The organism is Haemophilus parainfluenzae (genome assembly GCF_014931415.1).
Taxonomy (GTDB): domain Bacteria; phylum Pseudomonadota; class Gammaproteobacteria; order Enterobacterales; family Pasteurellaceae; genus Haemophilus_D; species Haemophilus_D parainfluenzae_AF.
The window spans coordinates 1,490,712-1,503,662 of sequence record NZ_CP063121.1 but is presented as its reverse complement, the minus strand read 5'-3'; the positions used below and the strand labels follow the sequence as shown (position 1 = coordinate 1,503,662).

Below are 12,951 nucleotides of genomic sequence, written 5' to 3'. Positions count from 1 at the left end.
TAAGAAAATATATAACATTATTTTTTATAATAATTTATAGGTAAAAAAGGAAGAAAAATGTCTGATTTATCTCGTCACAGCCGTCATGAACATTTAGACGAAATCAAACATATTGTTGCCATTGGTGGTGGGCATGGATTAGGGCGTGTATTATCGGCGCTTAGTTTTATGAAAGAGCGTTTAACCGGTATTGTCACCACCACAGATAACGGCGGTTCAACAGGTCGCATTCGTCAAGAACAAGGTGGTATTGCGTGGGGCGATCTACGTAATTGCTTAAACCAAATCATCATTGAGCCAAGTACAGCCTCCGCATTATTTGAATACCGCTTTACTGGCGAAGGTGAACTTTCTGGGCATAATTTAGGCAATTTAATGCTCAAAGCCTTAGAAGATATGCATATTCGCCCTATTGAAGCCATCAACTTGATTCGTGAATTACTCAAAGTTAAATCTCACATTATTCCGATGTCAGAAGAACCTGTTCACCTTGCGGCGAGTTTAGGTTCAGGCTCCAGTATTGTCGGTGAAGTGAGCATTGATAATTTAACAGAATTACCCCAATCACTTTTCTTAGTGCCTATGGTTAAAGCCGCACAAGAAGCTATCCAAGCATTGGAACAAGCGGAAGTCATTTTACTTGGTCCAGGAAGTTTTATGACGAGCATTATGCCTCCGCTATTGCTACCTGAATTAGCTACTGCCCTGCGTGATAGCAAAGCGAAAGTGATTTTTATTGATAACTTAGGGGTAGAAATTGGCGCTGCCTCTCAGCTTTCACTGGCTGATCGAATTCAGAAAATTCATGAAATTGTTGGCGAACCCATTATTGATGGTGTCATTACACCTTATCGCGAAAAAAGTGCGGTCGATTTGTCCACCATTTCTTCCGTTAAAATCTTAGCTAAACGCTTGAATGCAGATGATATTAGCTATCGTCATGATAGAACGTTACTTGCTAAAGCTATCGATGAATTAGTGGGTGAATTAGATTATGAATAAAAAAACCGCACGTTAAAGTGCGGTCATTTTTTGGCTTATTTTTTCCCGAAAACTCTCACATTCGTGAAACCATTTTCTTTTAAATAAAGCGCTTGCAGTTTACTCATCACGCCTCGCTCACAATAAAGCACATAGTTTTTACTTTGATCTAATGAACCAAATTGTGAAGATAATTTGTAAAATGGCAATTGCATCACTTGATGTTCATCTGATTCAAATGGATTTTCATCTGTCTCTTCTGGGCTACGAATATCTAAAATAATATCGTTTTCCCCAAGCACCGAAATGGTATCCACTTCCACCACTTCTTTCTCAGTTTCTTCTGCAATCTGACGAATATCTAAATATTGTGCATTTTCAACCGCACTTTCTAACACACCAAAATCAAAGTGATTTTCTTCTTCAAGAATTTTTTCACGTACCGCTTTAATCGTTGGATTTTTAGAAATCACCCCACAGAATTCAGGCATGGATTTAGCAATATCATCCGTACCGATCTCTTTCGCCATCGCGATGATCTGTTCTTTATCATGGGTAATAAGTGGACGTAAGACTAATGCATCGGAGGCTTCATCAATTAAACGTAAATTGGTTAAAGTTTGGCTCGAAACTTGTCCGAGTGCCTCACCGGTAACGATAGCTTGAATATCAAAACGTTGTGCGACTTTACTTGCAGCACGCACCATCATTCGTTTTAACACGACGCCCATTTGACCGTTATCTACTTTCTCTAAAATCTCGCCCACTACGCCTTCAAAAGGAATGGCAATAAAGCGGACTTTATGGGATGAGCTATAGCGATTCCAAATATGGTAAGTCATTTGTTTCACGCCAATTTCATGGGCTGCTCCACCCAAATTGAAGAAACAATAATGCACACGTGAACCACGGCGAATAAGCATATAACTGGATACGCCTGAGTCAAAGCCACCTGAAATCAATGAAAGTACGTCTTCTTGTGTCCCAATTGGATAACCACCAAGACCTACATGACGGGCTTTCACCAGCATCATTTTGTCATCTTCAATATCAATACGCACCGTCACATCAGGATTTTTTAAGCGTACTTTTGCACTTTCAATATGCTGATTTAAGCCACCACCGATATAACGTTCTGCTTCAATGGAACTGAAATCATGTTTACCTTTCCGTTTTACACGTACGCAAAAGGTTTTGTTTTCAAGTTGAGCTGCAACATCCACTAAGGTCAACTCAAAGATATGATGTAAATCGGTAAACGGTTTTTCTTCTACTTCTAAAAAATGATGAATACCTGGAATACGTTGTAAAAGTGCAATCAACTCTTCACGATTGGCTTCATTTTTTGACCGCACTTCGATGTAATCCCAATGACGAACAACCGCTGTTTCTTCATCGTATTTTTGTAAAATATTGCGGATATTAGAGGTCAAAATTTTCGCGAAACGCTTACGCACGGTTTCGCTTTTAATCATAATTTCAGGAAAAAGTTTAACGATAAATTTCATAATAATCTGTGAATAATAAAAAATGGCCGTATTGTACGCTAAATTCCAGATCCCACAAAGTTCAAATTCTCACGAAAAACTGACCGCACTTTGAAATAAGTTTTTAACATCCCTATAAAAATCAAGTACAATACGGAGCAATTTATTCATCTGAAAAGGATAATTTAATGGCGCGTAAACCAGCAAATGCTGAACCAGATTTTGAAACAACACTTGCACAATTAGAAACCATTGTGACAAAACTTGAAAGCGGTGAATTACCATTGGAAGATGCGCTGAAAGAATTTGAGAACGGCATTAGATTGGCTCAACTTGGTCAAGAACGCTTGCAACAAGCAGAACAACGTATTCAAATTTTGTTACAAAAAAGCGAAACCGCCCCATTAAGTGATTATCAAGGGGACGAGTAATCCATGAGTTATCAATTCGGCACTAAACTCAAACAAGTTCAAGATCGCATTAATCAGTTTTTAGCCAATCAATTTGAAGAAATTGACTCTTATAATGCCCCTTTGCGTGATGCCATGAAATATGGCTTATTACTAGGCGGCAAACGCGTTCGCCCTTTCCTTGTCTATGCAACGGGAAAAATGCTGGGTGCAGAAACAACTGCTTTAGATTACGCGGCCGCAGCCATTGAAGCTATTCACGCCTATTCTTTAATCCATGATGATTTGCCTGCCATGGACAACGATGAACTTCGTCGAGGTCAACCAACTTGTCATATCGCTTTTGATGAAGCCACGGCCATTTTAGCTGGCGATGCGTTACAAACTTTTGCCTTTGAAATTCTTACTGAAGCCCCTTCTCTTTCTGCTGAACAAAAATTGCAATTAGTGAAAGTATTGGCTCAAGCATCTGGCGTACAAGGCATGTGTCTAGGGCAAAGTTTAGATTTAATTTCAGAGCACAAACAAGTTAATTTAGCCGAATTAGAGCTTATTCATCGCAATAAAACGGGTGCATTGCTAACAGCTGCATTAAAACTGGGTTTTATATGTTCGCCTCACTTTGAAAACAAAGAATTAGAGCAACAACTAGAACGTTATTCACAAGCTATTGGTTTAGCTTTCCAAGTACAAGATGACATTTTAGATATTGAAGGTGACAGTGCGGAAATCGGTAAACCGGTGGGATCTGATTTAGGCTTAGATAAAAGCACTTATCCAAAATTGTTAGGATTAGAGGGCGCGAAACAAAAAGCACAAGAACTCTATCAAACCGCCTTACATGAATTAGACAATTTACCTTTTGATACCACTGCATTGCGTGCATTAGCTGAATTTATTGTCAATCGTAAAAGTTAATGGTGACAGCACAGACTCTAATTTCTCAAAGTGCGGTCACTTTTTTCACATTTTAGGACTAACGAATATATGAACAACTATCCTCTTTTATCCTTAATTAATTCGCCGGAAGATTTGCGTCTTTTAAATAAAGATCAGCTTCCGCAACTTTGTCAGGAGTTACGGAGTTATCTGTTGGAATCCGTTAGTCAAACCAGTGGTCATTTAGCATCTGGTCTTGGTACCGTTGAATTGACAGTTGCACTACACTATATTTTTAAAACCCCTTTTGATCAATTAATTTGGGATGTGGGCCATCAAGCTTATCCACACAAAATTTTGACAGGGCGTCGTGATCAAATGTCCACCATTCGCCAAAAAGGCGGCATTCATCCTTTCCCTTGGCGTGAAGAAAGTGAATTTGATGTATTAAGTGTTGGTCACTCTTCTACTTCTATCAGTGCAGGACTAGGGATTGCTGTTGCGGCAGAACGTGAAAATGCAGGTCGCAAAACCGTTTGTGTAATTGGTGATGGTGCAATCACTGCGGGTATGGCATTTGAAGCCTTAAATCATGCGGGTTCTTTGCATACTGATATGTTGGTCATTTTAAATGATAATGAAATGTCGATTTCTGAAAATGTCGGTGCATTAAATAATCACCTTGCACGTATTTTCTCTGGCTCATTATATTCAACCGTTCGTGACGGCAGTAAAAAAATCTTAGATAAAGTACCGACCGTTAAAAACTTTATGAAGAAAACCGAAGAACACATGAAAGGTGTAATGTTCTCTCCAGAAAGTACGCTTTTTGAAGAGCTCGGTTTTAACTATATTGGACCAATTGATGGACATAACATTGATGAGTTAATTGCTACTTTAAGCAATATGCGCGATCTCAAAGGGCCCCAATTCTTACACATTAAAACCAAAAAAGGGAAAGGTTACGAGCCTGCAGAAAAAGATCCAATTGGCTTCCATGGTGTACCTAAATTTGACCCAATCAGTGGACAACTGCCTAAATCAAACGCCAAACCAACCTATTCAAAAATCTTTGGCGATTGGTTATGTGAAATGGCAGAACAAGACGATAAATTAGTGGGCATCACTCCTGCAATGCGTGAAGGTTCTGGTATGGTTGAATTTTCAGAGCGATTCCCGCAACAATATTTTGATGTGGCCATCGCCGAACAACATGCTGTCACTTTTGCTGCTGGTCTTGCAATTGGCGGTTATAAACCGGTTGTGGCAATTTATTCTACCTTCTTACAACGTGCTTATGATCAGCTTATTCACGATGTCGCCATTCAAAACTTACCAGTTCTTTTTGCCATTGACCGAGCTGGTATTGTAGGTGCTGATGGTCAAACTCACCAAGGTGCGTTTGATTTAAGTTTTATGCGCTGCATTCCAAATATGATCATTATGACACCAAGTGATGAAAATGAATGTCGCCAAATGCTTTATACCGGTTATAAATGTGGTAAACCGGCTGCGGTACGTTATCCGCGTGGAAATGCAATCGGCGTAGAATTAACCCCACTTGCTGAATTAGAAATTGGTCGTTCAAAAATGGTTCGTCATGGTGAAAAAATCGCGATTCTGAATTTTGGCACACTCTTACCTGCCGCTTTATCTGTGGCAGAAAAACTCAATGCGACTGTTGTCGATATGCGCTTTGTGAAACCAATTGATGAAGCTCGTATTCTAGAAGTAGCGAATACCCACGACTTCATTGTGACATTGGAAGAAAATGCGATTCAAGGTGGTGCTGGCTCTGCTGTTTCAGAAGTGCTAAATTCTCATGGAAAAACAACCGCACTTTTACAGCTTGGTTTACCTGATATCTTTATTCCGCAAGGCACACAACAAGAAGCACTTGCTGAAATTAAATTAGATGAAAAAGGGATTGAAGAGCAAATTATTGCCTTTATAAAGGGCTAAATTCGTTCATTTTGGTTTAATTTTGATATTTTTAAAAATTTTTTCAAAAATATCGAACTATTTCAAAAACACACAGTCTGATACATTGCTAGTGCACTGCATATTGCAGTTATCTTTTTGAAGTTTCTTATAAATTAAGACCTCCCCGCTATTCAAGTTTTGAGTAGCGGTTTTTTCTTTTTTGGAGGTAATAAAAAAGGACGCTTTTCAGCGTCCTAATTTTTTGAATCTAAACTTTAAAAAATTAAAGTGCAGATTTTGCTTTTTCAACTAATGCAGCGAACGCTACTTTGTCGAATACAGCGATATCAGCAAGGATCTTACGGTCGATTTCAACAGACGCTTTTTTCAAACCGTTGATGAATTTGCTGTAAGATAAACCATTTTGACGAGCCGCAGCGTTGATACGTGCAATCCATAATTGACGGAATTGACGTTTACGTTGACGACGGTCACGATATGCGTATTGACCAGCTTTGATCACCGCTTGGAAAGCAACGCGATACACGCGTGAACGTGCACCATAATAACCTTTAGCAGCCTTAAGAACTTTCTTATGGCGTGCTCTTGCAATAACACCACGTTTTACACGAGCCATTATTTAATCTCCTATGTAATATTTTAACTAATTTAACTAATCGTACGTTTTGCTTAAATAACGGCTTATGCGTATGGTAAGCAAGCTACTACTAAAACTTGGTCTGCTTTCGCAACCATTGATTTATGACGTAAATGACGTTTACGTTTAGTTGTCTTTTTAGTCAAAATATGACGTAAGTGAGATTGTTTACGTTTGAAACCGCCAGAAGCTGTTTTTTTGAAACGCTTAGCAGCACCACGTACTGTTTTAATTTTAGGCATTGTTAAAATAACTCCGCATTTTAAGTTAAACACATAATTAGGCGAATCCGAAGATTACTTGTAGGCACTAATTATTCCAATATGGCAAATTGAATTGCCCTTCTCCAAAAGCAATTAGGCTGCGTAGTTTGCCCAATGTGCAGTTGTATTCTCACCGAAGTGAAAATTCGATTATCTAGATTAGATCTAAATAAAAAATTATTTTTTCTTAGGTGCTAACACCATTACTGCTTGGCGACCTTCTAATTTACCCGGTGCAGATTCCACCACAGAAATGTCAGCCAAATCGTTTTTAACACGTTCTAATACGTCTAAACCGATATCTTGGTGAGCCATTTCACGACCACGGAAACGTACGGTAATTTTGGCTTTATCGCCATCTTCTAAGAAACGGATTAAGCTACGTAATTTAACCTGGTAGTCACCTTCGTCAGTACCTGGGCGGAATTTAATTTCCTTCACTTGTACGACTTTTTGTTTTTTCTTCTGTTCTTTTGCAGTTTTGCTCTTCTCATAGAGGAACTTGCCGTAGTTCATAATACGACAAACCGGTGGTTCGGCATTCGGACTGATCTCAACCAAATCAAGCGCTGCTTGTTCTGCCATATCTAAGGCCTGTTGAATTGATACAATCCCCGCTTGTTCACCATCTTGGTCAATCAAACGAACTTCTTTTACTCGAATTTCATCGTTAATGCGATTCGGGCGGTTAGCTGCCGGAGCTTTTTTTACGGTTTTGATAATGTTATTCCTTCTATTTATTTAAGAAAAAATCGACTGTATTCAAACAGAAGATTTATTAAATCATTTGCTATAAAAACAAACAAAAAACGGGCAAAATTTTATAGTATTTGCCACGTTTATGCAACAAGGATTTCTATTCCTTTAAATATCAGCGGGTAAAGCACTTATTTCAGCAGAAATACTTTCACCAAATTGAAGTAATTTCTCTAATCTTGCGGTTTCAATACACACCATATTTCGATATCCATCTGCTTTCATTGCACTTGGCGTTTTTTCCCAAGGATTCCATAGCACAATTGAATCGGCATGATGATGGGTAATTTGAATACGTCGATTAAATGCCTTATCCACCAAGAATGTGTTATCTTCCTCTAATGTATAAATACAATCGACGCCTTGTTCTATTCTTCTAATCGAAGGAACGTCTGTATGTTTACCTTGTAATGAGTCATAACAACGACTTGGTAAATTTTGGACTTCAATTTGTGAAATATCACCAATATTAAAATAACTGTGTAATGCCGCTTGAGCAGGTTCTTGTCTCAAATGTGTTAAAGTCATTGTGCATTTATCGGTAAATTCCATTTTCATTTTGGCTTCAATCACACCATATTCAGAAAAGAGCGAAAATTCTAACCGCACTTTATTCGCTTGCAGATCATAGTCACTTAATTGCCACAAACGTAAACGTGCTGTACCGTGTGAAGGTTTTTTTACGCTACCAAACCAAGGGTAACAAAGCGGTACACCACCACGAATTGCAACACCTCGTGTGAAAGGTTCAATCTCACTTAACCAAAAGACGTCCTGCTCTGCCCCCTTAGGTTTCCAATTTAATAGCTGTGCCCCTTGTAATGCAATTCGAGCCAATCCTACAGGGTGATTTAAGGTTAAAACAGGGATTTCATTGATACGTTCCAAAGTTAATTCTGGTGTTAATTGTTGAATTTGAGCTGTCATATTCGCCTCCTTGTGATAAGGCTATTATATAGAAGAAAGAGATACTGGAGTTTATTTTTATACCGTGAATATAAAAAAACCGCACATCAAAGTGCGGTCATTTTTAATTAAGATTTTAAAGAGTCAATTACTCTTCACCCAACAATTTCAACTCACGTTGTCTTACTTGAGATTTTAAGATTTCAGCAAATTCTTCAATAGTGAAAGTACCTAAATCTGCACCTTTACGGGTACGTACAGCCACTTTGCCTTCTGCGATTTCTTTATCACCGCAAACTAGCATATAAGGCACGCGACGTAAGGTGTGTTCGCGGATCTTGAAGCCAACTTTCTCATTACGTAAATCTGCTTTAACGCGTAATCCAGCATCAGAAAGTTGTTTCACGACTTTTTGCACGTAATCAGCTTGGCTGTCTGTAATATTCATCACAACCGCTTGAACTGGTGCTAACCATGCAGGGAAGAAACCGGCATACTCTTCAGTAATGATACCAATGAAACGTTCAATCGAACCTAAAATCGCACGGTGAATCATAACTGGAGTACGACGATCATTGTCTTCCGCCACATAAGACGCATTTAGACGACCAGGTAATGCAAAGTCTAATTGGATAGTACCACATTGCCATTCACGATCTAAACAGTCACGTAATGCAAACTCAATTTTCGGACCGTAGAATGCCCCTTCACCTTCTTGAATTTCATATTCAAGACCGTTATGCGCTAATGCTGCTGCAAGACCTGCTTCTGCACGATCCCACATATCATCTGCACCGATACGTTTTTCAGGACGAGTAGATAATTTCACCTGAATATTTTGGAAACCGAAAGTGCTGTAAATGTCGTAAACCATTTTAATACAGCTGGTTACTTCACTTTCAATTTGGTCTTCAGTACAGAAAATGTGTGCATCATCTTGAGTGAAGCCACGTACACGCATTAAACCGTGTAAAGAACCCGATGGTTCGTTACGGTGACAAGAACCAAATTCTGCCATACGGATTGGTAAATCACGGTAAGATTTTAAACCTTGGTTAAAGATTTGAACGTGTCCCGGGCAGTTCATTGGTTTAATCGCATATTCACGGTTTTCTGATTGTGTAGTAAACATCAAATCGCCGTAGTTTTGCCAGTGACCTGTTTTTTCCCATAACACACGGTCCATCATAAACGGACCTTTCACTTCTTGATAATCGTATTCTTTTAATTTAGTACGTACGAAGGTTTCCAATTCACGGAAAATTGTCCAACCATCGTTATGCCAGAACACCATACCCGGTGCTTCTTCTTGCATATGATATAAATCTAACGCTTTACCGATTTTACGGTGGTCACGTTTTGCTGCTTCTTCTAAGCGAGTTAAGTATTCCGCTAATTGTTTTTTATCTGCCCAAGCCGTACCATAGATACGTTGTAACATTTTATTTTTGCTATCACCACGCCAGTAAGCACCTGCAACTTTCATTAATTTGAAGTTGTGGCAGAAACGCATATTTGGCACATGTGGTCCACGACACATATCAATGTATTCTTCGTGATGATAAAGCGCAGGAGTCGCAGTGCGTTCGATGTTTTCATCTAAGATTGCCATTTTGTATGGCTCACCACGTTTTTCAAAAGTATCTCTTGCTTCTTGCCAGCTTACCGGAGTTTTAATTACGTCATAATTGGTTTTCGCCAATTCAAGCATACGTTTTTCAATAGCATCAATGTCTTCTTGCGTTAAAGAACGGTCTAGATCCACGTCATAATAGAAGCCATTTTCAATCGTTGGACCAATTGCCATTTTGACATCTGGGAATAATTGTTTGATGGCGTGACCAAGCAAGTGTGCGCAAGAGTGACGAATAATTTCTAAACCGTCTTCATCTTTTGCTGTAATAATTTCAAGGTTGGCATCTTCATTAATGATGTCACAGGCATCATGACGTACGCCGTTTACACGACCCGCAATGGTTGCTTTGGCAAGACCAGCTCCGATATCTTGAGCCACTTCTAACACAGAAACAGGACGATCAAATTCACGTTTAGAACCGTCCGGTAAAGTAATAATAGGCATAATTTTTCCTTATACAGTGGTCGCCCATACGAAAGGCAACATGCAAATAATAATTAAAAACAAACCGCACTTTCATTCACTCCCACTATTGAGCAAACCAAGTGCGGCGGAGAATTTTAGCACTTTCCACCACACTTGTTAATATCTCGGTGAATTCTTTCCAATGAGTAAACAATGATTTTCCTGATAGAGACTTTATCTATTCAAAATTTCCGATAAAATGACCGCACTTTTGATAAATACAAATTAAAGGAAACTCTATGAACGTATTAGTATTAAAATCAAGCATCCTTGCAGATAACTCTCAAAGTAATAAATTAGCCGATTACACCATTGAAAAATTAATAGGTCACAACATTGTGGTACGTGATTTAGCGGCGCAACCCCTTCCCCATTTTGATGCAACGGCAGCAACAGCAGTACGTGGCGAACCTAAAACAGCAGAAGAAAATGCTCTTTTAGCCTTATCTGATGAGTTAGTGGCTGAATTAAAAGCAGCAGATATCATTGTAATTGGTGCGCCAATGTATAACTTAGGTATCCCAACACAACTTAAATCTTATTTTGATTTTATTGCTCGCCCTCGTGTAACTTTCCAATACACCGCAAATGGCCCTGAAGGTTTACTTCAAGGTAAAAAAGCGATTGTGTTAGCAAGCTTTGGTGGCATGTATGATGAAAACAATAATGTGACAAATTACTTAAAAGCGATTTTAGGTTTTGTTGGCATTACCGATGTTCAGTTTGCTTATGCAAAAGGTATCGGATTAGGTGCTGAAGCGATTGAAAAAGCACAACGTTCAGCAAGAAATAAAATCGATGAGATCGTTGCTTCTCTCTAATCTATGAATCTATTCCCTCTATTAAGCCATTTTGAGATATGCCTCGAAATGGCTTTTTTTCTGACATAAAATCTCTATTTCTAATCTTACTGGTTAAAAATTAAAAAAATATTGTAAAATTACGCCAATTTTTTGATTATTTTCTTGACTTATGCATTGTGTACTAGTTTAATAGTGCAAAAGTTCAAAATAAAGGATTCATTATGAAAAACACCCCATTTATTGCGGTGACCTCTCAACCGGTTCCCTATCATGCCGACACCACCACAATTTTTAATACATTATGCCAACAGAACTCAAATTCTCTCCTCCTCGACTCTGCTGAAATTGGTAGCAAAAATAGCTTACAAAGTCTTATTCTAATTAATGCGGCCGTTAAAATTACTTGCTTAGGCAATCAAGTGACATTTAGAGCGCTAAATGCGAACGGTAAACAAGTGTTAAAAGAAATTCATCCCGTATTAAGCCAACTCGGTACTGTAAGTGCGGTCAATTTTGATGATGAATTTTCTGTGCAATTTGCACCGCTCGATAATCAATTAGATGAAGACAGTAAATTACAAGCTGCAACCATTTTTGATGGACTTCGTGTCATTTCTAACCATTATCAACATAGCAGCACGCCTGTCTTTTTAGGTGGTTTATTTGCTTATGACTTGGTGGCAAATTTTATTCCAATGCAAGGTGTTGAATTAAAAGATGATGGTATTCACTGCCCGGATTACAGTTTCTATCTCGCAGAAAACTTAATTACCATCGATCATCAAAGCCAACAAGCTACCTTAAAAAGCTTCTGTTTTAGTCAAGAAGAACAAGTGGAAGTCGCGAAAACAGCACTTTCTATTGCACAAAAATTAAAAAATATTGATGGCGTACTTTCCATTAAAGCGGCAAGTGATGAGGTCAGCACCAACTTTGAAGATCCTGAATTTACAGGTATCGTTAAAGCGTTAAAACATCATATTAATATTGGTGATGTGTTCCAAATCGTGCCATCCCGCCGTTTTTCATTAGCTTGCCCGAATACGCTTGCGAGCTACGCACAATTAAAACTTAACAATCCAAGTCCTTATATGTTCTACATGAACGATGAGGAGTTCATTTTATTCGGCGCATCACCAGAAAGTGCGTTGAAATATGCACCGGATAATCACCAATTAGAAATTTACCCAATTGCAGGTTCTCGCCCACGTGGTTTTGATGCGCATGGTAATATTGACCCAGAATTGGATGCACGCTTGGAATTAGAATTACGTCTTGATCATAAAGAGCAAGCTGAACATTTAATGTTGGTGGATTTAGCGCGTAATGACATTGCTCGTGTTTGCCAAAGCGGTACACGTAAAGTCGCCGAATTAATGCAAGTGGATCGCTATTCGCACATCATGCATTTGGTTTCTCGCGTGGTGGGTAAACTTCGTCCTGAACTTGATGCCTTACACGCTTATCAAGCTTGTATGAATATGGGGACGTTAACTGGTGCGCCTAAAATTAAAGCCATGCAGTTAATTTATCAATTTGAACAGCAAAAACGTCATAGCTACGGTGGTGCAGTCGGTTATCTTACATCTGACGGCCGTTTTGATACCTGTATCGTGATTCGTTCTGCTTTTGTACAAAATGGCATTGCCCATATTCAAGCGGGTTGTGGTGAAGTATTAGATTCTGATCCTCAAATGGAAGCAGATGAAACTCGCCATAAAGCGGCTGCAGTGCTTAAAGCAATCAAACAAATCAATACCCAAGCAAAATAAGGACGATAAATT

12 protein-coding genes are annotated in these 12,951 nt (G+C 38.8%); 6 read left to right on the top strand and 6 right to left on the bottom strand.

The features are described from left to right. Window positions 1-57 precede the first annotated feature (57 nt). Window positions 58-1,002 (top strand): gluconeogenesis factor YvcK family protein, encoded by a 945-nt coding sequence (locus tag INP93_RS07400; RefSeq protein WP_197544541.1) that lies wholly within the window; start codon window positions 58-60, stop codon window positions 1,000-1,002. 35 nt (window positions 1,003-1,037) lie between these two features. Here INP93_RS07400 and thiI read toward each other — a convergent pair whose 3' ends face one another. Further along, window positions 1,038-2,489, bottom strand: a complete 1,452-nt coding sequence (gene thiI, locus INP93_RS07395) for a tRNA uracil 4-sulfurtransferase ThiI (RefSeq protein ID WP_197544540.1) — start codon at window positions 2,487-2,489, stop codon at window positions 1,038-1,040. 167 nt (window positions 2,490-2,656) lie between these two features. On the opposite strand from thiI, the gene xseB reads away from it, so the two are divergent. The 3 genes from xseB (at window position 2,657) to dxs (ending at window position 5,719) form a co-directional block, all read left to right on the top strand. Then, window positions 2,657-2,899 carry an exodeoxyribonuclease VII small subunit gene (xseB, locus tag INP93_RS07390; protein ID WP_197544539.1) on the top strand — a complete coding sequence of 81 codons (243 nt, stop codon included), beginning with the start codon at window positions 2,657-2,659 and terminating at the stop codon, window positions 2,897-2,899. A gap of 3 nt (window positions 2,900-2,902) precedes the next feature. Then, on the top strand, window positions 2,903-3,796 hold the full coding sequence (gene ispA, locus INP93_RS07385; protein ID WP_197544538.1) for a (2E,6E)-farnesyl diphosphate synthase: 894 nt from the start codon (window positions 2,903-2,905) through the stop codon (window positions 3,794-3,796). Between the two features lie 69 nt (window positions 3,797-3,865). Further along, a complete protein-coding gene (gene dxs, locus INP93_RS07380) occupies window positions 3,866-5,719 on the top strand; it encodes a 1-deoxy-D-xylulose-5-phosphate synthase (protein ID WP_197544537.1) in 1,854 nt (617 codons plus the stop codon). A 244-nt stretch (window positions 5,720-5,963) separates the two neighbouring features. Here dxs and rplT read toward each other — a convergent pair whose 3' ends face one another. From rplT to thrS, 5 genes are all read right to left on the bottom strand, one after another. Beyond that, on the bottom strand, window positions 5,964-6,317 hold the full coding sequence (gene rplT, locus INP93_RS07375) for a 50S ribosomal protein L20 (protein ID WP_005596075.1): 354 nt from the start codon (window positions 6,315-6,317) through the stop codon (window positions 5,964-5,966). A gap of 65 nt (window positions 6,318-6,382) precedes the next feature. After that, window positions 6,383-6,580 carry a 50S ribosomal protein L35 gene (gene rpmI, locus INP93_RS07370; protein ID WP_005596065.1) on the bottom strand — a complete coding sequence of 66 codons (198 nt, stop codon included), beginning with the start codon at window positions 6,578-6,580 and terminating at the stop codon, window positions 6,383-6,385. Between the two features lie 198 nt (window positions 6,581-6,778). Continuing rightward, window positions 6,779-7,243, bottom strand: coding sequence for a translation initiation factor IF-3 (infC, locus tag INP93_RS07365; RefSeq protein WP_005696157.1), 465 nt, complete (start codon window positions 7,241-7,243; stop codon window positions 6,779-6,781). Window positions 7,244-7,465: 222 nt separating this feature from the next. After that, window positions 7,466-8,284: a D-hexose-6-phosphate mutarotase gene (locus tag INP93_RS07360; RefSeq protein ID WP_197544536.1), complete on the bottom strand. Its 819-nt coding sequence runs from the start codon at window positions 8,282-8,284 to the stop codon at window positions 7,466-7,468. A gap of 127 nt (window positions 8,285-8,411) precedes the next feature. Beyond that, window positions 8,412-10,343 carry a threonine--tRNA ligase gene (gene thrS / locus INP93_RS07355; RefSeq protein ID WP_005697543.1) on the bottom strand — a complete coding sequence of 644 codons (1,932 nt, stop codon included), beginning with the start codon at window positions 10,341-10,343 and terminating at the stop codon, window positions 8,412-8,414. Between the two features lie 260 nt (window positions 10,344-10,603). Between thrS and INP93_RS07350 the strand changes: the two genes are divergently transcribed. Together INP93_RS07350 and trpE are read left to right on the top strand one after the other, a co-directional pair. Next, a complete protein-coding gene (locus INP93_RS07350; protein ID WP_197544535.1) occupies window positions 10,604-11,185 on the top strand; it encodes an FMN-dependent NADH-azoreductase in 582 nt (193 codons plus the stop codon). Between the two features lie 203 nt (window positions 11,186-11,388). After that, window positions 11,389-12,939 carry an anthranilate synthase component I gene (gene trpE, locus INP93_RS07345; protein WP_197544534.1) on the top strand — a complete coding sequence of 517 codons (1,551 nt, stop codon included), beginning with the start codon at window positions 11,389-11,391 and terminating at the stop codon, window positions 12,937-12,939. Window positions 12,940-12,951: the final 12 nt, after the last annotated feature.